This is a genomic window from Acidovorax sp. GW821-FHT10A04 (assembly GCF_059415825.1).
The window spans coordinates 26,028-49,428 of the sequence record NZ_JBWKNZ010000004.1 but is presented as its reverse complement, the minus strand read 5'-3'; the positions used below and the strand labels follow the sequence as shown (position 1 = coordinate 49,428).

At 69.7% G+C, this 23,401-nt stretch carries 19 protein-coding genes; 9 read left to right on the top strand and 10 right to left on the bottom strand.

All coding sequences use genetic code 11. The features are described 5' to 3' along the window. Positions 1–45: 45 nt before the first annotated feature. From AC07PF_RS10425 to AC07PF_RS10400, 6 genes are read right to left on the bottom strand one after another with little or no spacing between them, the layout of a single operon-like run. The gene (locus AC07PF_RS10425; RefSeq protein WP_494611782.1) at positions 46–1,734 is read right to left on the bottom strand and encodes an amidohydrolase; all 1,689 of its coding nucleotides are present in this window, start codon (positions 1,732–1,734) and stop codon (positions 46–48) included. Beyond that, positions 1,731–2,642, bottom strand: a complete 912-nt coding sequence (locus AC07PF_RS10420) for an ABC transporter permease (protein ID WP_494611781.1) — start codon at positions 2,640–2,642, stop codon at positions 1,731–1,733. The genes AC07PF_RS10425 and AC07PF_RS10420 overlap by 4 nt, the downstream gene beginning before the upstream one ends. After that, positions 2,639–3,412 (bottom strand): ABC transporter ATP-binding protein, encoded by a 774-nt coding sequence (locus AC07PF_RS10415; protein WP_494611780.1) that lies wholly within the window; start codon positions 3,410–3,412, stop codon positions 2,639–2,641. Before AC07PF_RS10415 ends, AC07PF_RS10420 begins: the two co-directional genes overlap by 4 nt. Before the next feature lie 8 nt (positions 3,413–3,420). Next, positions 3,421–4,428, bottom strand: coding sequence for an ABC transporter substrate-binding protein (locus AC07PF_RS10410; protein ID WP_494611779.1), 1,008 nt, complete (start codon positions 4,426–4,428; stop codon positions 3,421–3,423). A gap of 54 nt (positions 4,429–4,482) precedes the next feature. Further along, entirely contained in the window at positions 4,483–5,676 is a 1,194-nt protein-coding gene (locus AC07PF_RS10405) for an acyl-CoA dehydrogenase family protein (RefSeq protein ID WP_494611778.1), read from the bottom strand. A gap of 12 nt (positions 5,677–5,688) precedes the next feature. Further along, positions 5,689–6,690, bottom strand: a complete 1,002-nt coding sequence (locus AC07PF_RS10400) for a tripartite tricarboxylate transporter substrate binding protein (RefSeq protein ID WP_494611777.1) — start codon at positions 6,688–6,690, stop codon at positions 5,689–5,691. 278 nt (positions 6,691–6,968) lie between these two features. Between AC07PF_RS10400 and AC07PF_RS10395 the strand changes: the two genes are divergently transcribed. From AC07PF_RS10395 to AC07PF_RS10370, 6 genes are all read left to right on the top strand, one after another. Continuing rightward, positions 6,969–9,182, top strand: a complete 2,214-nt coding sequence (locus AC07PF_RS10395) for a rhodanese-like domain-containing protein (RefSeq protein ID WP_494611776.1) — start codon at positions 6,969–6,971, stop codon at positions 9,180–9,182. 120 nt (positions 9,183–9,302) lie between these two features. Continuing rightward, positions 9,303–10,718 carry a leucyl aminopeptidase family protein gene (locus tag AC07PF_RS10390; protein ID WP_494611775.1) on the top strand — a complete coding sequence of 472 codons (1,416 nt, stop codon included), beginning with the start codon at positions 9,303–9,305 and terminating at the stop codon, positions 10,716–10,718. 136 nt (positions 10,719–10,854) lie between these two features. Continuing rightward, positions 10,855–12,447, top strand: coding sequence for an ABC transporter substrate-binding protein (locus AC07PF_RS10385; protein ID WP_494611774.1), 1,593 nt, complete (start codon positions 10,855–10,857; stop codon positions 12,445–12,447). A gap of 13 nt (positions 12,448–12,460) precedes the next feature. After that, positions 12,461–13,426, top strand: coding sequence for an ABC transporter permease (locus AC07PF_RS10380; RefSeq protein WP_494611773.1), 966 nt, complete (start codon positions 12,461–12,463; stop codon positions 13,424–13,426). A 23-nt stretch (positions 13,427–13,449) separates the two neighbouring features. Further along, positions 13,450–14,388, top strand: coding sequence for an ABC transporter permease (locus AC07PF_RS10375; protein WP_494608819.1), 939 nt, complete (start codon positions 13,450–13,452; stop codon positions 14,386–14,388). A 47-nt stretch (positions 14,389–14,435) separates the two neighbouring features. Continuing rightward, positions 14,436–16,244, top strand: a complete 1,809-nt coding sequence (locus AC07PF_RS10370) for a dipeptide ABC transporter ATP-binding protein (RefSeq protein ID WP_494611772.1) — start codon at positions 14,436–14,438, stop codon at positions 16,242–16,244. 4 nt (positions 16,245–16,248) lie between these two features. Here AC07PF_RS10370 and AC07PF_RS10365 read toward each other — a convergent pair whose 3' ends face one another. From AC07PF_RS10365 to AC07PF_RS10355, 3 genes are all read right to left on the bottom strand, one after another. Next, positions 16,249–16,905: a methionine ABC transporter permease gene (locus AC07PF_RS10365; RefSeq protein WP_494608821.1), complete on the bottom strand. Its 657-nt coding sequence runs from the start codon at positions 16,903–16,905 to the stop codon at positions 16,249–16,251. Then, positions 16,886–17,971 (bottom strand): methionine ABC transporter ATP-binding protein, encoded by a 1,086-nt coding sequence (locus AC07PF_RS10360; RefSeq protein ID WP_494608822.1) that lies wholly within the window; start codon positions 17,969–17,971, stop codon positions 16,886–16,888. The genes AC07PF_RS10365 and AC07PF_RS10360 overlap by 20 nt, the downstream gene beginning before the upstream one ends. A gap of 74 nt (positions 17,972–18,045) precedes the next feature. Further along, a complete protein-coding gene (locus tag AC07PF_RS10355; RefSeq protein ID WP_494611771.1) occupies positions 18,046–18,855 on the bottom strand; it encodes a MetQ/NlpA family ABC transporter substrate-binding protein in 810 nt (269 codons plus the stop codon). A 231-nt stretch (positions 18,856–19,086) separates the two neighbouring features. On the opposite strand from AC07PF_RS10355, the gene AC07PF_RS10350 reads away from it, so the two are divergent. Beyond that, positions 19,087–20,166: an isopenicillin N synthase family dioxygenase gene (locus AC07PF_RS10350; RefSeq protein WP_494611770.1), complete on the top strand. Its 1,080-nt coding sequence runs from the start codon at positions 19,087–19,089 to the stop codon at positions 20,164–20,166. Positions 20,167–20,203: 37 nt separating this feature from the next. Here the strand turns inward: AC07PF_RS10350 and mgrA are convergent, their stop codons facing one another. Then, on the bottom strand, positions 20,204–21,244 hold the full coding sequence (mgrA, locus tag AC07PF_RS10345) for an L-glyceraldehyde 3-phosphate reductase (RefSeq protein ID WP_494608825.1): 1,041 nt from the start codon (positions 21,242–21,244) through the stop codon (positions 20,204–20,206). Between the two features lie 352 nt (positions 21,245–21,596). On the opposite strand from mgrA, the gene AC07PF_RS10340 reads away from it, so the two are divergent. After that, entirely contained in the window at positions 21,597–21,941 is a 345-nt protein-coding gene (locus AC07PF_RS10340) for a DUF3088 domain-containing protein (protein ID WP_494608826.1), read from the top strand. A 133-nt stretch (positions 21,942–22,074) separates the two neighbouring features. Continuing rightward, entirely contained in the window at positions 22,075–23,400 is a 1,326-nt protein-coding gene (locus AC07PF_RS10335) for an LLM class flavin-dependent oxidoreductase (protein WP_494608827.1), read from the top strand. Position 23,401: the final 1 nt, after the last annotated feature.

Below are 23,401 nucleotides of genomic sequence, written 5' to 3'. Positions count from 1 at the left end.
GATTTGTGTGCATGCTTATGTGTTGCATGCACTAGCCAGAGCAGGTCAGCGGGTGGTCTCGTGCACCGTCCGCCCAGCCACCAGGGTGAGGTCCGACCGGATCAGCGCGATCTCTTCGTCGGGCACGGCCAGGGGGTCGGCCGACAGCACGGCGACATCGGCCCACTTGCCGGCCTCCAGCGTGCCCTTGGCGCCTTCCTCGTAGCTGAGGAAGGCCCCGTTGCGCGTGATGGTCTGCAGTGCCTGCAGGCGGGTCAGCCGCTGGCCGGCGCCGATCACCCGGCCGGTGGTGCGCTCGCTGCGCACCACCGAGGCCCAGGCCGCGCTGAAAGGGGAGATGGGGATGTTGTCGCTCCCCGCTGCAACCGCGATGCCGGCCTCCAGCAGGCTGCGCTGGGGCAGGAAGCCGTTGCCCCCATCGGGTTCGTCGAGGTAGGTGGCGCCGTTCTTCCAGAGCATGTACATGGGTATCGTCGTGACCTGCAGCCCGAGCGCGATGATCCGGGGGATGTCCGCGGCCTGCACGCGCCCGATGTGCTCCACCACCCACCGCCGTCCGGCCAGGGGAAAGCGGGCATCGATGCGCTCGAACACGTCGAGCACCTCGGCCAGCCGGTCCACCACCACGCTGTGCACGCGCAGGTCGTGCTCGGCCGCCAGCCAGGCCTGCTCGCCAAAGTCCTCGATGCGGTTGGCCCACTCCACGAAGCCCGTCCAGCCGGTATTGGGCAGGGCGCGCCGCACCGCCTTGGCCGTGGCCGCCTGGCCGCCCAAGCCCAGGTAGATGCCGCTGATGGACAGCCAGGGGTCGCCACTGCCCTTGCCCCGGGCGTAGGAGAGCCAGTCGCGCATGGCCAGCTTCGCCTCGGCCACGTTGCCCCAGGTCGGGCTCACGCACAGGCGGGTGCGCATGCTCAGGCCGCCTTGCTCCCAAAGCGCGCGGTAGACGGCAATCGTCTCGGGGGCGGAGCCATGCCCCTCGTAGATGCTGGTGGTGCCGCAGGCGTGGTACAGCGGCAGCGAGCGGCGCAGGCCCTCCAGCCGGTCGGCGAAGGAGAAGGGCGGCACCTGGGTGAGGATGGAGAACTCGATGGCCGGGCGCTTGTTGGTCTCGACGATGACGCCGTTCGGCGCACCGTCGGGGCCCAGCACGATGTCCAGGCCCGCGCAATCGGGGCAAGTGTCGGCGGTGATGTGGTTGCGCTGCAGTGCCAGGGTGTTGAGCGCGCTGTGCCCGGGCGGAACGCCCCAGTTGCCGAACAGGCCGGGGATGTAGACCGGGTGGTCGGGTGCCGCCGCATCGAGTTCGTGCCGGTCGGGCATGCGCCCTTCGGCCAGGGTCGCCGGGCCGCCGAAGTAGTAGGGCGGCTGCCCCACCGGCATGGTAATGATCCATTGCCCCCGGGGCACCTTGCGGGCCTCGCTGCGCACCACGGCCAGCACGTCGGCAATGCTGCGCGCATGGGCCAGGCTGGGGCGCAGGGTCTTGAGCCCTTCGCGCTCCATGTGGGCGTGGGCATCGATCAGGCCCGGAACAGCCGTGCGCCCCTGCAGGTCGATGCGTCGCGTGCCCGGGCCCTGCAGGGCCAGGACCTCTTCGTCGCTGCCCACGGCCACGATGCGATCGCCGGCAATCGCCAAGGCCTGGGCCGGCGCGGCGCCCGGCACCATGCTGAGCACATGTCCGCCGGTCAGGACGAGGTCGGCCACGGTGGCCGAGGAAACGCTGCTCACCGCCGCGCCTCCGCTCCGTACCAGGGGAACAGCCGGTGCAGCAGCCAGGCGAAGAACTGGTCGGCCACGAAGCCGATGGCGCCCAGGTAGATCAGGCCCACGAACATGATGTCCACGCGGAACACCAGGTGCGCAAACGAAATGAGGAAGCCCAGGCCCTTCTCGGCACCCACCAGTTCCGCCGCCACCACGACCACGAAGGCCACCGAGGTCGCGTGGCGCAGCCCCGCAAACACGAAGGGCAGGGCGGCGGGCAGGGCCACCTGCGTGACGGCGGCCAGGCGGCTGGCACCCAGGGAGGCGGCCGAGCGCATGAACACCGGCGGAATGTCGCGCACGCCGATGAAGGTGTTGAGCCACACCGGGAAGAAAGTGCCCCAGGCGATCAGCGCCACCTTGGACACATCGCCCAGGCCGAACCAGACGATGGCCAGCGGAACGATGGCAATCGCCGGGATGGAGCGCAGCCCGTGGATCACCGGATCGCTCAGGTGCCGCAGCAGCCTGCTGCGGCCGGTGGCCACGCCGGCCACGATGCCCAGGGACGAACCCAGCAGAAAGCCCCACAGGGCGCGCTGCAGGCTGGCCCCCACATGGGGCCAGATCTCGCCGCTGCCCCAGGTCATGTCGGCAAACACCGAGGCGATGTGCGAGGGCGGCGGAAACATCTTCGGGTTCACGCCCGGCACGATGCGCGGCGCAATCTCCCAGACGGCCAGGAAGAGCAGCACCCCGGCGATACCGAGCAGCACCTGCCAGCGCAACGCGTTCAGGCGCCGGCCGCGCTCGCGCGCGATGAAATTCCGTTCGGCCTGCTGCTTGTCGCCAGGGGCTTGCGCGGCACGGCGGGGCACGGTTGGAGCCGTGCCACTGGGGGCACGCAGGATCGTTTCGGGCAGCGCGCTCATGCCGTGGCCTCCTGGGCGATGTCGGCAAAGGCTTCGTGGATCTGTGCATAGACGGCACCGAAGGCCGGGTCGCCGCGGTCCCGGGGGTAGGGCAGATCGATCTCCACGATACGCTGGATGCGGCCCGGGTGCGGGCTCATCACCACCACGCGCTGGGCCAGGAACACGGCTTCCTCGATGTTGTGGGTGATGAAGAAGACCGACAGGCCCAGTTTCTGCCAGATGCGCAGCAGCTCGTCCTGCAGGCTGGCGCGGGTCAGTGCGTCGATGGCGGCGAAGGGCTCGTCCATGAGCAGCACCTTGGGCTCGGTGGCCAGTGCGCGCGCGACCGCCACGCGCTGGCGCATGCCGCCCGACAGCTCGAAGGGAAAGCGGTCGGCCGCGTGCGACAAGCCCGTAAGGGTCAGCAACTCGTCCGCCTTCCGGCGCCGCGCACCCCGGTCCAGGCCTTGCTGCTTGAGGCCGAACTCCACATTGCGGCGCGCCGACAGCCAGGGGAAGAGCGCGTATTCCTGGAACACCACGCCCCGGTCCGGCCCCGGGCCCTGGATGGCCTGGCCGTGCACCTCGACACTACCCAGCGTGGGCTGCAGGAAACCCGCAATCATGTTCAGCAAGGTGGTCTTGCCGCAACCGCTGGGGCCGATGGCGCAGACGAATTCGCCGTCGGCAATGTCCAGGCTGACGTCGCTCAGCGCCCAGTGGATCTGGCCTGAGGCCGAGGCGTACAGCTGAGATACCTGGCGGATGCGCACCGCGGTGTCCGTCATCACCGCGCTCACTTGGAGAGGCTGACGCGGTCTGGCGCGGCGGCGCGCAGTGCATCGGGATAGACCAGGCGCTTGTAGAGCTGTCGCAGGTCCTCCTTGGGGCGCTGCGCCAGGCCGGACTCGATGGCCCATTCGCCGTTGAGAACCAGGTCGTCGATCAGCCGGTCATCCAGGCGCACGCCGATCTGCACGTTGGCGAGGCCCTCCTTGGTCGTCTCGACCGAGGTCTTGGTGCGCTCTGCCACCAGGCCAACTGCGTCGGCCGTGTTGCTGCGGTAGAACTTTTCCGCGTCCAGCAAGGCGCGCACGGCGGATTCCAGGAGTTTGGGGTCTCGCTTGACCAGCTCTTCGCTGGCGCTGAGCACATAGTGGCTCAGGAACACCTTCTCCAGACCGTCGGCCGGCAACTGGCGCACCTTGCCGTCACCGTTGGCGATGGCCTGCTGGCCGGCGTCCCAGCCCCAGGCAAAGGCATCGATGCCGCCCTGGGTGATGGCGGTGACGGCATCGGGCCCGCGCAGGTTGACCAAGGTCACGTCCTTGAGCGTGAGGCCGTGAAGCGAGAGATAGCGCGACAGGAAAAAGTGGCCGCTCGATCCCAGTGTGGTGGCCACGCGCTTGCCCTTGAGCTGGGAAGGCTTGTCGATGCCGCGGTCGGTGCGGGCAACCACCACCATGCCACTGGACAGGCGGGTGAATTCGGCCACGATGACTGACTGCACACCGTTGGCGCCGGCCAGGCCCACCACGCTGTCGGTGGTGGTGGCGAACTGGGCCTTGCCGCTCACGGCGGCATCAAAGGCCAGGCGGCCCGAGGTGAATTGCAGCGTGCTGGCGTCGATGCCGTAGTTCTTCCACAGGTTCTTGCTGGAAACCAGGTAGGGAATGGCCCAGCTGAAGCCCTGGCTCTCGGCGATGACGATCTTCTGCGCGGCAGCGGCAGACAGGGGGGCCGAGCCCAGGGCCAGGCCGGAAAGGCCGAGGCCCAGGTTGAATTGGCGGCGGTTGATTTGCATTTTTTTGAGCGGTTGGGAAAGGTGACGGGAAGGCGGGCCAGGACCTGCGCGGTTTCAGCCGTAGCCGTAGGGATCGGGCACCTGGCCCGTGAGCAGCCAGTGCCCGACCGCCTTCTGGCGGTAGTCGAGCGGGTCGTGCAGGGTGTGTACGCGCACGTTGCGCCAGTAGCGGTCGAAGCCGTACTGGCGCGCGGTGGCGCGGGCGCCGACGAGCTCGAAGATCTGCGAGGTCACGGCCAGCGCCGTGCGGCCTGCCTGCACCCGGGCCGCGGCGATGTCGATGGCCAGCTCGCCGCGCTGCGCCTCGGTGAGCTGATCGCCCGCGTCCCAGGCCGCCTGAAAGCGCTCCAGCGCCACATCGGCCAATGTGGTGGCCGCGCGCAGCTGTATCCACAGGTCACCGGCATTGAGCTGCAGTACCGGGTCGTCCGCCGCCGCTTCCACGCCGGCCATGGCCCAGGGCTGTACATGGCTGGCGACATATTCCACCGCGTTGCGCAGCGCGCCCTGGGCATTGCCCAGGTAGATCTCGGTCAGCACCAGCTGGCCGATCAGGTTGCGCAAGGTGGAACGGGCCGAGGAGGCCACGCCGGGCGGCCCCAGGATCTCGTCGCGGCGCGCGACCACGTTGTCGAAGTGCACGGAGCCGCTGTCGGTCTGGCGCTGGCCCATGTTGTCCCAGTCGTCGTTGATCGTGATGCCCGCGCGGGCGGTAGGGACGACGGCAAAGATCCGGTCGGTGGGGTGCTGGCCCAGGGTGACGGACAGGTTGAGCACGTCCGAGTCGCGCGCGCCCGAGCAGAAAGCCTTGATGCCGTCGAGCACGTAGCCATCGGGGTGGGCTGCCACCGCCAGGCGGGTGTCGCGCGCGTTCACCGCATTGCCCCAGAACCAGCGCTCCTGCACGGCCGTGCGCAGGTAGTGCTCCTGCTGGGCTGCCGAACCGAACAGCAGCACCGATGCCACCTGCAGGTGCTGGAAGCCGAACAGGTGGGCCAGCGAGCTGTCCACCGCCGCGATGCTGCGCACCATGCGGTGGATGTCGGGCCAGGGCAGCTCCTGGCCGCCGAAGCGGCGCGGAATGGCCAGCGTCAGCAGGCCGCTTGCGCGCAGCAGCTGGCGTTCATGGAGTGCGGAGCCGCCGGCCCGGTCGCGCTCGGCGGCAGTGGAAGCCAGGGTGGCGATGAGCTGTTCGAGCTCGGCGATCCAGGGGGCGGTGGTGGCAGGGGTGCTGGAAAGGTCGGTCACGGGGCAGGTCCGTCAGCGCAGGGTCAGCCCGGCGGTCTTGATCGCGCGCGAATAGCGGGGCTGCTCGGCCTGAAGGCTGGCCGCCAGGTCGGCGGCCGTGCCGCCGGCGATCTTGAAGCCCAGGTCTTCGAGCTTGGCACGCACGTCGGGGGCCTTGAGCACGGTCTGGATGTCCTGGTTGATCTTGGCCACGACCTCGGGCGGAGTGCCCGCCGGGGCGAAGTAGCCCTGCCAGCTTTCAACCGAGAAGCCCGCGGGGCCGCCGGCCTCGGCCACGGTGGGCACGTCGGGCAGCGCGGCGGAGCGGTAGCTGGTGGTGACGGCCAGTGCGCGCAGTCGCCCGGCGCGCACGAACTCGGTCACCGCAGCCAGCGTGATCAAGGTGGCATTGGTGTGCCCGGCCAGCACGTCCTGGGTGGCCGGGCCGCCGCCGGGATAGGGGATGTAGTTGACCTTGGCGCCGGTCTCCTGCGCCAGGATCTCGTGCGCCACGTGGGCGATGCCGCCGTTGCCGGGCAGGCCCAGGCTGATGCTCTCGGGCTGCGACCTGGCACGCGCCAGGTATTCGGCGAAGCTGTTCAGCCCGGTGCCGGGGTTCACCACCAGGATCTGCGGGTTGACCACGGCCTTGATCACGGGGGTGAAGGCCTTTTGCGTGTCGTAGGGCAGCTCCTTGAACAGGATGCCGTTCAGGGTGATGCCCTCACCCTGCTGCAGCAGGGTGTAGCCGTCGGGCGCGGCCTTGGCCACGCGCGCCGCGCCGATGGTGCCGCTGGCGCCGGCCACGTTCTCCACCACCACGCTCTGGCCCCACAGCACGCTGAGCTTTTCCGCCAGGGTGCGGGTGAGCTTGTCGGCGCTGCCACCAGGGGCCACGGGCACCACGATGCGCACGGTCTTGGAGGGGAAGCTCTTCACGTCGGCGGCATGGGCCAGGGGCGCATGCAGGCTGGCAAAGGCCGCAGCGGCGGCAGCGGTGGCGCCCAGGGCGCGCAGGAGGTGGCGTTTGTTCATGGCAATCGGGTGGGGCAGGGTGGGGAGGCGAGCGCCGGCGATGGCACTGCGAAAAGGCTCCGCCGCAGGGGCAGATGGAATGGAGCGAGCGTAGGAGCCCAGGCCCCGGCCGTGAACGAAGCTTTCCGAATATCGATAGTCGGCAGCTGCTCGGCAGCGCGGCGCCGGCGCCAGTGCATATCCATAGGCGGTTTGCTTCGTTGCCGGGCGCGTGCCCTGGCGCCTAAGGTGGGGCCACCCTTCTCACCCCACCCGCCACGCATGCGCGGGCCACCCCCATGACACAGACCGACATCCGCCTCGACTTCAGTGGCAGCGACCTGGCCAGCCAGCGCGGCCATGCCGTCGCGGGCTTCATCCGCACCGCCCGCCGCCTGCTGCCCGACCCCGTGCGCCCCACGGCAGAGCAGTTGCGCGCCGTGGCCGTCGCCCTGCAGGAGCTGGGCCTGCAGAAGGGCCTGTTCCCTGCGGACCACTTCCCGGTGTCGGCCGAGCGCCCGGCGCAGGTCTACCGGCTGTTCGAAGACCTGGACGGCCACTTTGCGCTCTACGCCTCGGCCGCGCTGCCCGGCAAGTTCCAGCCGCCGCACGACCACACCACCTGGGCGCTGATCGCCGGGGTGGCGGGCAACGAGCGCAACGTGTTCTACCGCCGCGAGGTGACGAACGAGCCCGGGCGCGACCGCCTGAGCGCAGAGCGCACGGTGGACGTGGTGCGCGGCGTGTCCGTCACGCTCTCGCCCACCGACGTGCACACCATCGAGCTGGTGGGCGACGAGCCGGGCCTGCACCTGCACTTCTACGGCCTGGGGCTGGACCGCCTGCACGGCCGCGTGGTCTTCGAAGGCACCGAGGGCGGCAGCTACCGCACCTTTCCGCCACCGGCATCGATCCGCCATGCGGCCATCACACCGCCCGCGCTCAAGGCGGCATTGGCCGACGGCGAGGAGATCGCCGTGCTGGACGTGCGCGAGGCCGGGGTCTTCGTGCGCCGCCACATCCTGTGGGCCGCGCCTGCGCCGCTGTGGCGGCTGGAGGGCCTGATCGACCGGCTGGTGCCGCGGCGCGGCACGCGCATCGTGCTGGTCGATGCCGACGAAAGCCTGGCCCACCAGGCGGCGCTCAAGCTGCTGCGGCTGGGTTGGGCCAACCTATCGGTGCTGCAGGGCGGCACCGATGGCTGGGAAGCCGCGGGCTACGAGGTCTTCAGCGGCAGCAACGTGGCCAGCAAGGCCTTCGGCGAGGTGATCGAGGTGCAAAAGCACACGCCCAGCATCGATGCCGACGACCTGCAGCAGCGCATCGAGCGGGGCGACGACCTGGTGGTGGTGGACAGCCGCACGCCCGAGGAGTTTGCCGACTTCAGTCTGCCGTTCGCGCACAGCCTGCCGGGCGCCGAGCTGGTCTACCGCATCGGCGAACTCGCGCCCAGCCCGGACACCCTGGTGGTCGTCAACTGCGCGGGGCGCACGCGCAGCATCGTGGGCGCGCAGACGCTGATCGATGCCGGCATTCCCAACAAGGTGGTGTCGCTGCGCGATGGCACCATGGCCTGGCTGCTGTCGGGGCGGACCCTGGCGCATGGCCGTGCGCCCTCCCTGCCGGAGCCGGCCGCCCAGACCGTGGCCGAGGCCCGTGCCCGTGCCGAGCAGGTGGCGGCGCGGGCCGGCGTGCGCCGCATCGATGCGCTGGACCTGGCGCTGCTCGAGGCCACCGCGAACGAGCGCACGCTCTACCGCTTCGACGTGCGCACCCGTGAGGAGTATGCGGCAGGCCACCTCGAAGGCTGGCGCTGGGCGCCCGGCGGCCAACTGGTGCAGGCCACCGACGAGTACCTGGGCACGCGCCGCGCCCGCGTGGTGCTGGCCGACTGGGACGGCGTGCGCGCGCTGACCACCGGTGCCTGGCTGGCGCAGCTCGGTGGCCTGGAGGTGCTGGTCTACAGCCCGCCCGCCGGCGCCACGGTGGTCACCGGGGCCGAGCCCGTGCGCGTGCTGCGCTCGCAACCCGCAGCGCCTGCCGTGTCGGCCCACCAGGCTGCCCGGCGCGTGCAGGTGGGTGCCCTGGTATTCGACGTGGAGCGGCGTGCCGCCTTCGAGCGCCTGCACATCGATGCCGCGCGCTTTGCCGTGCCCGACCGCCTGCAGGAGTTCCTGGCCCAGGAGCCCGCTGAGCGCACGGTGCTGCTCACCTCTTCCGACGGGGTGCTGGCCCAGAGCGTGGCGGATGAACTGAAGGCGCGCACCGGGCGCGACGTGCGCGCCATTACAGGCGGCACCCAGGCCTGGGTGGCCGCCGGCCTGCCCATAGCGCGGGGCCCCGAGGGCGTGCTCACGGGCGAGGACGATTATTGGTTCAGCCCCTACCACCACCGCGACCTGGCCGCACGCGACGCGGGCTTTCGCGCCTACCTGGCCTGGGAGCTGGGCCTGGTCGAACAGCTCGAGCGCGAGGGTGACATCGGCATCCGCCTGGTGCCCGCCGCGGCCTGAGACGGACCTTCAAAACAGGGGCATCGGACGGCTACCATCTCGACCGTGGCTTTCGGTCCGGCCTGGCCTTCATGCCGGTGGACCGACGACAGCCCGATTTCTCTTCCCAGCCCATCCGATATGTCCGAGCCCTCCGCCTTCTTCGACGACATTTCCCCCGACGCGGGTGCCGATGCACCCGTGCCCCTGCACCTTCTGGAGCCCGCCGGGCTGGCCGGCTTCTGGGCCACGCAAGCACCTGCCCATGCAGCCTGGGCCCAGGCCCACGGGTTTGAAGCCCAGCCGGGCCGGGCCCTTTGGCTACCCGGCACCGATGGCCGCCTGGCCGCCGTGCTGGTGGGCGTGGAGGCCTCTGCGCCGCTGTGGCAGCTGGCGGCACTGCCGGCCAACCTGCCCGCCGGGCGCTATGCCGTGGCATCCGGGGCGGATGGCGAAAGCACCGATGCCCAGGCGCTGCGCGCCCTGGGCTGGGCCCTCGGTGCCTTGGCCGCTGGCAAGGACGCCGCCCAGGCAACCCGCCTGGCCCTGCCGGCCACCGTTCGCGAGGCAGTGCAGCCCTTGGTGCGCGCGGTGGAACAGGTGCGCCGCCTCGTCAACGCGCCGCCCAATGTGCTCGGCCCCACAGAGCTGGCGGGAGAAGTGCAGGCCCTGGCCGGGCGCCATGGCGCGCAGTACCGCCAGTGGGTAGGCGATGAGCTGTCCGAAGCCGGCTTCGCCCTGGTGCATGCCGTGGGCCGCGCCGCGGCCGAAGCGCCGCGTGTGGCCGAGCTGCAATGGGGCGACCCGGCCGCGCCGCGTCTGGTCATCGTCGGCAAGGGCGTGTGCTTCGATTCGGGCGGGCTCGACCTCAAGCCGCCCGCCGGCATGCGCTGGATGAAGAAGGACATGGGCGGTGCGGCCCATGCGCTGGCCCTGGCCGAACTGGTCATCGGTGCGCAGCTGCCCGTGCACCTGACACTGGTGGTGCCCGCGGTGGAAAACGCCGTGGGCGCCGGTGCGCTGCGGCCGGGCGACGTGGTGCGCGCCGGCAACGGCACCACGGTGGAGATCGAGAACACCGATGCCGAGGGCCGGCTGATCCTGGCGGACGCCTTGCACCACGCCTTGCGGCCCGAGGCGGGCGCAACGCCGGCGCTGGCGATCGACCTGGCCACGCTCACGGGCGCGGCGCGCGTGGCACTGGGCCCGGACCTGCCCGCCTACTTCAGCAACGACGAGGCACTGGCCCAGGCCCTGGCCGCAACGGCGCAACAGGTGGCCGACCCGGTGTGGCGCCTGCCGCTGTGGCAGCCCTACCGCTCCATGCTCAAGTCCGGCAGCGCCGACCTGGCCAATGCCGCCAGCGCGCCGCTGGCCGGCGCCATCACGGCGGCGCTGTTCCTCGAAAGCTTCGTGCCCGCGGGCACGCCCTGGCTGCACCTGGACCTGTTCGCCTGGAACCAGGAGGAGCGCCCCGGCCGCCCCAAGGGCGGCGAGGCCCAGGCGCTGCGTGCGGTGTTCGCACTGCTGCAGCAGCGCTTTGCGCCACCGGCGTGAGCGCCGCCGGCCAAGCATGAACTTCGTGTTTGCTTAGCCGGTTTTCTGCGTTGCCAGGGCGGGTGCGCCCCGAAACAATGCACGCACCGCAGGCCATCCGCGGCCTGCCACTGCATTGTCGAGAGGACTTTTCCCCATGATCCGCCCCCTGGCCCTGGCCATTGCGCTGGGTACCGCCGCCTTGGCCGCGCCCGCACTGCTGCACGCCGAAACTCTGCGCTGGGCGCGCTCGGTCGATGCCTCCACGCTCGACCCGCACGCGCTCAACAACGGCCCCAACCATGCGCTGCTGCACCAGGTCTACGAGCCCTTGCTGATCCGCGCGCCCGACGCTTCGCTGCAGCCCACGCTGGCAGAGTCGTGGAAGCCCACGGCCGATCCCAAGGTGTGGGAGTTCCGGCTGCGCAAGGGCGTGAAGTTCCACGACGGCAGCGTGCTCACGGCCGACGACGTGGTGTTCTCGCTGCAGCGGGCGCGCGCGCCCACCTCGGACATGAAGTCACTGCTGGTGTCCATCACCGGCGTGGCCAAGGCCGACCCGTTCACCGTGCACATCACCACCGGCGGCGGGCCCAACCCGCTGTTGCCCAGCAGCCTCACCAACATCCAGATCCTGAGCCAGGCCTGGGCCCGGGCCAACGGGGTGGAGCAGCCGCAGAACGCCTCGGCCAAGGAGGAGACCTACGCCACGCGCAATGTCAATGGCACGGGACCCTACACCCTGGTCTCGCGCGAGCCCGATGCGCGCACGGTGCTGCGCAAGTTCCCGGGCTACTGGGGGCGCGGGCAGTTCCCGCTGGGCATCGACGAGCTGGTGTACCTGCCCATCAAGGCGCCGGCCACCCGCGTGGCGGCACTGCTCTCGGGCGAGGTGGACTTCGTGCAGGACCTCCCAATCCAGGACATCGCACGCCTGCAGGCCGACAGCAAGCTGCGCGTGACCCAGGCGGCCGAGAACCGCACCATCTTCCTGGGGCTGAACGTGGGCGCCGAGCCGCTCAGGTACTCGGACGTGAAGGACAAGAACCCGCTGGCCGACCTGCGCGTGCGCCAGGCCTTCCAGCTGGCCATCGACCGGGCTGCGCTGCAAAAGGCCGTGATGCGCGGCCTGTCGGTGCCGGCCAACATTGTCTCGCCGCCCTTCGTGCACGGCTACGACAAGGCCTTCGACGTGGTGGGCAAGGCCGACGCGGCGCAGGCCAAGAAGCTGCTGGCCGAGGCCGGCTACCCCAACGGCTTCGGCATCACCCTGCACTGCACGAACGACCGCTACATCAACGACGAGGCCATCTGCCAGGCCGTGGCGGGCTTCCTGGGCCGCGCGGGGGTCAAGGTCTCGGTGGTGGCGCGGCCGCTGGCCATCCAGTCGGCGGCCATCAACAATCAGGACACGGATTTCTACCTCTACGGCTGGGGCGTGCCCACCTACGACGCGGCCTATATTTTCGACTACCTGGTGCACACCCGGGGCAAGGCCTCGCGCGGCGCCACCAACGCCACGCGCTACAGCAACCCCGATCTGGACGCGAAAATCCTCTCGCTGGCGTCCGAGGGCGACACCAAGGCCCGCGACGCGACCATCAAGACCATCTGGACCCAGGTGCAGAAGGACCTGGTCTACCTGCCGCTGCACCACCAGATCCTGACCTTCGCAATGGCGCGGCGCTTCGACATTCCGGTAAACCCCTCGGGCGCCATCCACTTCAAGTACTACAAGGCGGTGCGCTGAGCGGCGCGGTCCCATGCTGCAACTGCTGCTGCGCCGTGCCGGCCAGTCCGTCCTGGTGCTGCTGGCCGTCTCCTTCATCGCCTTCCTGGTGTTTCGCCACATCGGCGACCCCACGCTGAGCCTGCTGGGCGAGGACGCCTCCCTGGCCGACCGGCAGGCGGTGCTGGCCGAGTTGGGCTTCGACCAGCCCGTGGCCGTGCAGTACCTGCGCTACCTGGGCCAGGTAGGGCAGGGCGAGTTCGGCATCTCCTACCGCTTGAAGCGCCCGGTGACGGCCGTGATCGCCGAGCGCCTGCCGGCCACGCTGGAGCTGGCCCTGGTGGCCGGCCTGCTGGCCGTGGGCGCCGGGGTGGCCCTGGGCGTGTACACCGCGATCCGGCGCGAAGGCTGGCTCAGCCGCGCGCTGATGGCGGTGTCACTGGTGGGGGTGTCGCTGCCCACCTTCCTGATCGGCATCGGCCTCATCTACCTGTTCGCGGTGGAGCTGCGCTGGCTGCCTTCGTTCGGGCGCGGCGACACCGTGGCGCTGGGCGGCTGGAGCACAGGCTTTCTCACAGCGTCGGGCTGGGCCTCGCTGGTGCTGCCGGTGTGCACGCTGGCGCTGTTCAAGCTCACGCTCATCATGCGCCTGGTGCGCGCCGAAATGCTCGAGGCCCTGCGCAGTGACTACGTGCGCTTTGCGCAGGCCCGGGGCTTGCCGTGGCGCAGCATCCATCTGCGCCATGCGCTGCGCAACACGCTGGTGCCGGTGGTCACCATCACCGGCCTGCAGATCGGCTCGCTGATCGCCTTCGCCATCGTCACCGAGACGGTGTTCCAGTGGCCCGGCGTGGGCCTGCTGTTCATCTCGTCCATCCAGGCGGTCGACGTGCCGGTGATCGCCGCCTACCTGCTGCTCATCGCCGTGCTCTACGTCGCCATCAACGTGGTGGTGGACCTCGTCTACCTGCTGGTGGACCCGCGGCTGCGGCGCCAGTGAATCCTCTTTCTGGTGACATTTCCATGAGCACTCCGCTTTCCCTGCCCCGGCTGCGCACGCCCTGGCGGAATTCCGATTCGCCCGTGCTGCGCGCGCTGGCGCGCTCGCGCACGGTGCAGCTGGCCCTGCTGGTGCTGGTGGCCCTGCTTTTGGCAGCGGTGTTCGCTCCCTGGCTGTCGCTGCACAACCCCTTCGACCCCGCGGTGCTGGAGCTGCTCGATGCCTTCACGCCGCCAGGGCAGGCCGGGCCTTCGGGCATGGTCTACCCGCTGGGGGCGGACGACCAGGGGCGCGACATGTACTCGGCCATCCTGCACGGGCTGCGCAAGTCGCTCTTGGTGGGCTGCGCCGCGGTGGGCCTGTCGCTGGCCATCGGCGTGCCGCTGGGCCTGGTGTCGGGCTATGTGGGTGGCTGGTTCGACACCCTGGTGATGCGCGTGGCCGACGTGCAGCTGACCTTTCCGGTGCTGCTGGTGGCACTGCTGATCTTCGGCGTTGCACGCGGCGTGCTGCCGGAGAACTACCGCGACGACATGGCGGTGTATGTGATCGTGCTCTCGCTGGGCCTGTCGGAATGGGTGCAGTACGCACGCACGGTGCGCGGCGCCGTCATGGTCGAAAAGCACAAGGACTATGTGCTTGCCGCGCAGGTGATCGGGCGCTCGCGCAGCGGCATCCTGGTGCTGCACATCCTGCCCAACCTGCTGGCCCCCGTGCTGGTGATCGCCACCATCAGCTTCGCGCTGTCCATCGTGGCCGAGTCCACGCTGTCCTACCTGGGCGTGGGCCTGCCGCCCACCGAGCCTTCGCTGGGCACGCTGATCCGTGTGGGCCAGGGCTTCCTGTTCTCGGGCGAGTGGTGGATCCTGTTCTTCCCGGCCCTGGTGCTGCTGGCACTGGCGCTGTCCGTCAACCTCGTGGGCGACTGGCTGCGCGACGCGCTCAACCCCAAGCTCCAATGACCGATTCGTCGCTGCCCACCAAAGCCTCCGCCCCTGAATCACCGACCTTGAGCGTACGCGGCCTGGGCGTGGTGTTCGACAGCCACCGCGGGCCCGTCCAGGTGCTCGATGGCGTGTCGTTCGACATCGCGCCGGGCGAAATCCTGGGCGTGGTCGGGGAGTCCGGGGCCGGCAAGTCCATGGCGGGCAATGCCGTCATCGGGCTCATCGCGCCGCCGGGGCGCATCAGCGCCGGCTCGGTGCTGCTGCGCGGCGAGCGCATCGACACCCTGTGCGGCGAAGACCAGCGCGCCCTGCGCGGCAGGCACATCGGCATGGTGTTCCAGGACCCGCTGACCAGCCTGAACCCCGTGCTCACCATCGGCCAGCACCTGGTGGAGACCTTGCGCGTGCACCTGCCGCTCTCGGCCGCCCAGGCGCGCGAGCGGGCGCTGCAGTGGCTGGCTGACGTGGAGATCGCCGACCCGGCGGCCCGCATCGACCAGTTCCCGCACCAGTTCTCGGGCGGCATGCGCCAGCGCGTGGCGATTGCCCTGGCCCTGTGCGCCGAGCCTGCGCTGCTGATCGCCGACGAGCCGACCACCGCGCTCGATGTCTCGGTGCAGGCCCAGGTGATCCGCGTGCTGCGGCGCGTGTGCCAGCAGCGCGGCACGGCCGTGATGCTCATCACCCACGACATGGGCGTGATCGCCGAGGCCGCCGACCGCGTGATGGTGATGCACCAGGGCCGGGTGCTGGAGACCGGCAGCGTGCACGCCGTGCTCAACCATCCGCGCGCGCCCTACACGCGGGCCCTGATGGGCGCCATCCCCTCGCTGCAGCGACGCGTGCGGCGCCTGCCGGTGCCCGAGGTGGGTTCGGACATCGCGGCCGCCTTCGCGCCGTCGGTGGCCGAGCCCGGCGCGCCTGGCCCCGCGCCCCACCTGGCCTTGGTCGCATCCACCCCGCGGGCGACGGCCGCCGCACCGCTGCCGGGCAAGCCGCGCCCCTTGGCGCCACGCCTGCTGCTGCAGGTGCAAGGGCTGTCGCGCGACTTCGATACCTCGGCCAGCTGGCTGGTGCGCACGCTCACCCGGCAGGCACCGCGCGTGGTGCAGGCAGTGCAGAACGTGTCGTTCGACATCCCGCGCGGCACCACCTTCGGCCTGGTCGGCGAGTCGGGCTCGGGCAAGTCCACTGTCGCGCGCATGATCGCCGGCCTCACGCCACCCGCGGCGGGGCGGGTGCTGATCAACAGCATCGACCGTTGGGCCGACCCGCGCGGCGCGGACCTGCTGCGCCGGCATTTCCAGATGATCTTTCAGGACCCGTATGCCAGCCTCAACCCGCGCTGGCGTGTGGACCGCATCATCGCCGAGCCGCTGCATGTGCTGGGCCTCACCGCCAGCCGCGAGGAAACCCGCGAGCGCGTGGCCGATGCGCTGCGCCGCGTGCGCATGTCACCCGACGACGGGCTGCGCTACCCGCACCAGTTCTCGGGCGGTCAGCGCCAGCGCATCGCCATCGCGCGGGCGCTGGCCAGCCGGCCTGAGTTCATCGTCTGCGACGAGCCCACCTCATCGCTCGACGTGTCGGTGCAGGCCCAGGTGCTCAACCTCATGCGCGACCTGCAGGACGAGCTGGGCCTGACCTACCTGCTCATCAGCCACAACCTCGCGGTGGTACGCCACATGTGCGACCACGTGGGCGTGATGCAGCGCGGCCAGCTGGTGGAGGTGGGCCCGGCCGACGCGGTGCTGTCGTCGCCGCGCCACCCCTACACCCAGGAGCTGATGGCGGCAGTGCCGGACATCGGCCGCATCCTGCTGCCCCCGCCGTCGCCCACGGGCGGGCGGGTGCTGCTGTTCGCGATCTAGCCGCTCAGCGCTTGTGGTCCACGCGGCGCGCCAGCCATTCGCCGGCGAACTGGATCAGCGTGACCAGGGCCACCAGCACCACGATCACCTCGAACATCACGCGCGTCTCGTAGCGTTCGTAACCGTAGCGGATGGCCAGGTCGCCCAGGCCGCCGGCACCCACCGCGCCGGCCATGGCCGAGGCATTGATCATGGCGATCACGCTCACCGTCATGCCGCCGATGATGCCGGGCAGCGCCTCGGGCAGCAGCACGTGGCGCACGATGTGCCAGCGGCGGCAGCCCATGGCACGCGCGGCCTCGACGAGGCCCGGGTCCACGTCGTTCAGGCTGACCTGGGCGATGCGGGCGTAGAACGGGATCAGGTTGATGGACAGCGGCACCACGGCCGCCCAGGTGCCCAGCGTGGTACCCACCAGGAAGCGCGTGACCGGCAGCAGCGCCACCAGCAGGATGATGAAGGGAATGGCGCGGAACACGTTGACCGTGATCGACAGGCCCTTGTGGAAGCGCGGCCGCGGATACAGGCTTTTGGCCGCGGTGACGGTGAGCACCACGGCCAGCAGCAGGCCGACCGCGATGGCGATCACCGCCGACACGCTGACCATGAGCAGGGTTTCCAGGAACGCCTGGACGTACTTGTCAATCAGTGGAGTGGACATAGCCAAGGATCTCGATGCGGTCGGCGCCCAGCGCCGCGCGTGCGGTGTCGTCGATGTGGAAACTGCCGTCGGCGGGCACGGACACCAGCAGCCGGCCCTGGGCGTGGCCACGAATGCGGTCCAGCCCGCCATGCAGCAGCGTGGCGCCAGGCCCCAGGGCGGCCAGCGCCTGCAGCGGCAGGCCTTGGGGCCGCGCTGCGCCCGCAAAGCCCAGGCTGAGCACGGCCTGGCCGGGTCGGCCACCCAGGTCCGGCACCAGCGCGGCGGCCAGGTCGGCCGGCAGGTCGTGCTGCAGCGGCCGCAGCAGGGCCCGCGTGGCATCGGCCTGCGGCTCGCCGAACACCCGCCAGACCTCGCCCACCTCCACCAACTGGCCCTGGTCGACCACCAGCACGCGGTCGCAGACCTCGCGGATCACGGCCATGTCGTGGGTGATGAGCACGATGGTCAGGCCCAGCGTGCGGTTGATGTCGGACAGCAGCGCCAGGATGGACTGCGTGGTCTCGGGGTCCAGCGCCGAGGTGGCCTCGTCGCACAGCAGCACTTCAGGCTGGTGCACCAGCGCCCGGGCAATGCCCACGCGCTGCTTCTGGCCGCCCGAGAGCTTGGCGGGGTACACGTCGGCCTTGTCGCGCAGGCCGACCAGGTCGAGCAGGGCGTCCACGCGCGGCGCGATCTCGGCGGGCTTCACGCCGGCCACCTTGAGCGGCAGCGCCACGTTCTCGCGCACTGTCTTGGCCGACAGCAGGTTGAAGTGCTGGAAGATCATGCCGATGCGCCGACGCAGCGCCACCAGGGCGTCTTCGCCGAGGCTGTTCACGTCGACACCGTCCACGCGCACCTGCCCGCCGCTGGCGTCTTCGAGCCGGTTGATGGTGCGCAGCAAGGTGGACTTGCCCGCGCCGCTGCGGCCGATGATGCCGAAGACCTCGCCGCGGCGTACGTCAAAGGAAATCGCGTCGAGGGCCTTCACCGGGCCGGAGGTGCCCGGGTAATCCTTGTGGACGCGGTCGAAAACAATGTGCGCGCCGGCCGAAGCCGGCGCGGCGCTCTGGGGAGCAGTCATGCGAAAGGGGAAAGGGCAGGGCGGGGCGCCCGTTTCGGCGCCCTGCAGACAATCGGCGGAAGAACCGGGGCGCGTCAGAACGCGGGGATGACCGAGCCGTCGAACTTCTTGAGGATGAACTGGCGCACTTCCTCCGACTGGTAGGACTTGACCAGCGGCGCCACCCAAGGCTTGCCCTTGTCCTGCTCGCGCACCACGAGGATGTTCACGTAGGGGTTGTTCTCGCGCTTTTCCACGGCGATGCCGTCGCGCGTGGCGATCAGGCCGGCCTGGTAGGCAAAGGTGTTCACGATGGCCGAGGCGTCGAGGTCGTCGAGCGAGCGGGCCAGCACCACCGAGGCGGCTTCCACGAGCTGCACCTTCTTCTTGTAGCCCGTGACGTCGGCCAGCGTGGCCGTGCCGGCGGCCGGGTTGAAGCCGTCGCGCAGGGTGAGCACACCCTGGTCGCGCAGCACCACGAGCGCGCGCGTCTGGTTGCTCGGGTCGTTGGGGATGCCCAGGCGCGCGCCATCGGGCAGATCCTTGAAGGACTTGACCTTCTTGGAGTAGAACGCGATCGGCGAGATGTAGGTGTCGCCCACGGCCGCCAGCTTGTAGCCGCGCTGCTGGATCTGGTCGCGCAGGAAGGGGTTGTGCTGGAAGGAATTGGCTTCGAGGTCGCCGTTGTTGAGCGCCTCGTTCGGGCTGGCGGTGCCGGTGATCACGATGGGCTTGACGGTCAGGCCGTTCTTCTTGGCCACCTGGGTGACGACGTCCCAGATCTCTTCGTCCACCCCGCCGCGCACGCCCACGCGCAGGGTCTGGCTGCTCTGCGCCCATGCGGCAGCAGTGGTGGCAAGCAGGGCGGTGGCGGCAAGGGTGCGGAGTACAGAGCGTTTTTGCATATGGATGACCAGAAAATCAATGAATAGGTTCTAAAGAGGCGGAGTCTAGGCAGCAATCAGGCCCCCGGCTGCGAAGCTTTTCGAGTAAGCAAATGCCATTGCCAAGCAAGCGCCTGGCAGGGCGCTCAGCGATGGTTTTTGCATGTGCTTGGGCGAAAAACTTCGTTGGCCCTGCGGGAGGCGCTGCGGACAATACGCTCCCGACCCGATGGCTGAGCGCCAGCCTGTTCCATGACCGCCACCACTGCCTTGCCTGCCCCGACCCTGCCTGTCCTCGATCTGCGTGAATTCACCGAGGGCGATGCGCTGCAGCGCGAGCGCTTCGTGCACACCCTGCGCGAGGTGGCCCACGGGGTCGGCTTCTTCTATCTGCGCAGCCTTGGCGCTGCCCCCGGGCAGGAGGAGGCGCTGTTTGCGGCGACCCAGGCATTCTTCGACCTGCCGGCCGAGCGCAAGCAGGCGCTGCAGATGGTGAACTCGCCGCATTTCCGCGGCTACACCGGGCCGGGCCTGGAGATCACGCGCGGCGCGCAGGACTGGCGCGAGCAGATCGACATCGGCGCCGAGTACGCCGCCATTCCCCAGGGGCCCGGCGTGCCGGCCTGGACCCGGCTGCAGGGCCCCAACCAGTGGCCGGCCGAACTGCCCGGCCTGCGCACTGCGGTGGTGGACTGGCAGCAGACGCTGACCGTGGCAGGCCGCCAACTGCTGCAGGCCCTGGCCCTGGCGCTGGGCCAGCCGCAGGAGCGTTTCGATGCGGCCTTTGCGAGTGCGCCCATCCAGCATGTCAAGCTGATCCGCTACCCGGGCCGCGGGGCCGATGTATCGCAGCAGGGCGTGGGTGCGCACAAGGATTCGGGCTGCCTCACCCTGCTGCTGCAGCACCGCGAGGCTGGCCTGCAGGTGCTGGACCGCAGCGTGCCCGGCGAGGCATGGATCGACGTGCCGCCCATCGAGGGCACGTTGGTCATCAACCTCGGCGAGGTGCTGGAGGTGCAGTCCAGCGGCTACCTGCGCGCCAACATCCACCGCGTGGTCAGCCCGCCGCAAAGCCGCGAGCGGTTTTCCATCGCCTTCTTCCTGAGCCCGCAGCTCGATGCAGAGCTGCCGGCGCTGCCGCTGCCGCCCGAACTGGCGGCCCGCGCACGGGGTGTGGACCGGGATCCGCGCAACCCGCTGATCGCCCACACGGGCCGCAACCTGCTCAAGGGGCGGCTGCGCTCGCACCCCGACGTGGCCGAGCGCCACTACGCCGATGTGCTGGAGGCGGAGGGAATGGAAAAAGGCGCCCCGGCAGGCGCCTACGCTTGAAGCAGGGCAGCACCCGCAGGTGCTGCGCCAGCGCTCCTCAGGCGTATTCCGTCGAGGGCTTTTCCCAGAGGTTGATCCCGCCTTCGACCGCGTGCTGGTCGATCTCGGCGAGTTCCTCGGCGGTGAACGACAGGTTCTGCAGCGCCGCGACGTTGTGCACGATCTGCTCGGGCTGGCTGGCACCGATCAGGGCCGAGCTCACGCGCGGGTCGCGCAGCGTCCAGGCCAGCGCGAGCTGGGCCAGGCTCTGGCCGCGCCGCTTTGCGATCCTGTCGAGCGCACGGGCGCGCTCGATGTTGGCGTCGGACAGGTGCTCGGCGCGCAGCGAGCCGCCGCCGGGGCGGTTCACCCGCGCATCGGCCGGCGTGCCGGCCAGGTACTTGTCGGTCAGCAGGCCCTGGGCCAGTGGGGTGAAGGCGATGACGCCGGCGCCGATCTCCTCCGTGGCGTCGAGCAGGTCCTTCTCGATCCAGCGGTTGAACAGGTTGTAGGCCGGCTGGTGGATCAGCAGGGGCACCTTCCACTGCGCCAGCAGCGCAGCGATCTCGCGGCTCTTGCGCGCCGAGTACGACGAGATGCCGATGTACAGCGCCTTGCCCTGCTGCACGGCCTGGGCCAGTGCGGCGGCGGTTTCCTCCAGCGGGGTGTCGGGGTCGTAGCGGTGCGAGTAGAAGATGTCCACATAGTCCAGGCCCAGGCGCTGCAGGCTCTGGTCCAGGCTGGCGAGAACGTACTTGCGCGAGCCGCCGCCCTTGCCATAGGGGCCGGGCCACATGTCCCAGCCGGCCTTGGACGAGATGATGAGCTCGTCGCGGTAGGGGCGGAAGTCTTCCTTGAGCAGGCGACCGAAGTTGATTTCGGCGCTGCCGTAGGGCGGGCCGTAGTTGTTGGCCAGGTCGAAATGGTTGATGCCATGGTCGAACGCGGTGCGCAGCAGCTTGCGCTGCGTGTCGATCGGCGTGCTGTCGCCGAAGTTGTGCCACAGGCCCAGCGACAGGGCGGGCAACACCAGGCCGCTGCGGCCCACGCGGCGGTAGGCCGCGCCTTCGTAGCGGGAGGGCGATGCGGTATAGGTCATGCGTGAATGTCCCCGAATTTGAAAATAAGCAACGAAAAACGGTGTGCGGCATTAATGGGCGCCACGGGCCTCGGGCGATGGTATCTGCACTAGCCGGGGATTTGGCGAATAACGGGGGCCGTCCGTTGGATTGGTCATATCCATATGAGGTATTCAGAAATATCCATATGACATATTCAGTGCCCTTTGGAGGCAGCGCCTGGCTATATTGGTGGGACGCAAATCCCTGCGTATCCGTTCTGCGTGACATACCCCCCTGAACTGAATGGCCGCCCCTGGCGCGGCGGCGCAGCGCTGCCCGTGCCTGGGACCGCACGCTGGCCATTTCCACCGACGAAAGAAAGACACCTCCATGAGCCGCGACCGCCTTCTGCTTTTGCAACCCGGGTTCGAGGATGCCCGCCATCCGGGCGAGCGCTTCGTCTGTCCGCACTGCATCGGGATCGAGGGCCTGCTGGCCGGCAACCCTGAGCTGGCCCCGCGCCTGGACATCGAGCGACTGCCGTACCCGCGCCCCCGTCCCGTGGTCATCGCCGCGCTGGACGCCGAGCACCAGAGCCTGCCCGCGCTGATCCTGGGCGACGAGCACCCCGTGCCCGAGGACGCCAAGGCGATCGGCGCGGTCCGCTTCGTGAACGATGCCAAGCGCATCCTGGAGCTGCTGGCCGAGCGCCACGGCTATCCCAAGGTTCATTGATACGAATCTGCCTTCAACCGGCCAGCGTCGTTGGGGAGCCTTGCCGTGCTACAGCACTGTCTGCGGCTCCCCGCCTGGCTATCCGGCTGAATGCAAATCCGCAGGGCGGTCACTTCTGCCTACAAGACATTCCATGACGACTGCCATCCCACCGCGCCAGCTGCACCTGAACGTCAACATCCTGCATTCGGGCTTCCTGCCGTCGGCCTGGCGGCTGCCGGACAGCGACCCGCGCGCCTTCATCGACGCGAAGCACTACACCCGGGTGGCGCAGATCGCAGAGGGCGCGAAGTTCGATGCGGTCTTCCTGGCCGACAACGCGGCCATTGCGGACCAGATCCACCTGCGTCCTATCACCGCGATCGAGCCGACCATCCTGCTGACCAGCATGGCAGCAGCCACCTCGCGCATCGGGCTGATCGCCACCGCCTCCACCAGCTACAACGAGCCCTACAACATCGCCCGGCGCTTCGCCTCGGTCGACCATGTGAGTGAAGGCCGGGTGGGCTGGAACATGGTGACCACCGCCGACCTGGCCTCGGCGCGCAACTTCGGCCGCCAGGATGTGCCCGACCACCAGCAGCGCTATGCCCGGGCCGGGGAGTTCGCCACCGTGGTCAAGCAGCTATGGAACAGCTGGGAGGACGACGCCCTTGTGGCTGACAAGGCCACAGGGCAGTTCGTGGATGCGGCCAAGGTTCATCCCATCCTGCACCGGGGCGCGCACTTTGCCGTGCACGGCGCGCTGACTCTGCCGCGCAGCGCCCAGGGCCACCCGGTATTGGTGCAGGCCGGCGGGTCGGCCGACGGCATCCAGCTGGCGGCCGAGCATGCCGAAGCGGTGTTCACTGCCTCCACCACGCTGGACGAGGCGCTGGATTACGCCAACAGGCTGCGCGCTGCCGTGCAGGCCAATGGGCGGCCGGCCAGCTCCATCAAGGTGCTGCCCGGGCTCACCACCATCGTCGGCGCGACCGAAGCAGAGGCCGTGCGCCGGCGCGACGCACTGGTGGACCTGATTCCGTGGGAGTACAACGTCACGCGGCTTGCCGGCATCCTGGGCATCACGCCGGACCGTCTGCACATCGACCAGCCGCTGCCCGACAACATCGAGTTGCCGGCCGGTGGCAATGGCAACCACACCTTCTTCCACGCCACGCTGTCCACGGCCCGCCGCGAGAACCTGACCGTACAGCAACTGGTGCGCCGCCTGGCGGGGGGTGGCGGGCACCGAGTCATCGTGGGCACGCCCGAGCAGATCGCGGATGACATCCAGCACTGGTTTCTCACCGGTGCAGCCGATGGCTTCAACCTCATGCCCGACGTGCTGCCAAGCGGGCTGCAGGATTTTGTCGATGGCGTGGTGCCCATCCTGCAGCGCCGCGGCCTGTTCCGCACGGAATACGAAGGCAGCACCTTGCGCGAGCACCTGGGGCTGGCCATTCCCCCCCGGCACTGAG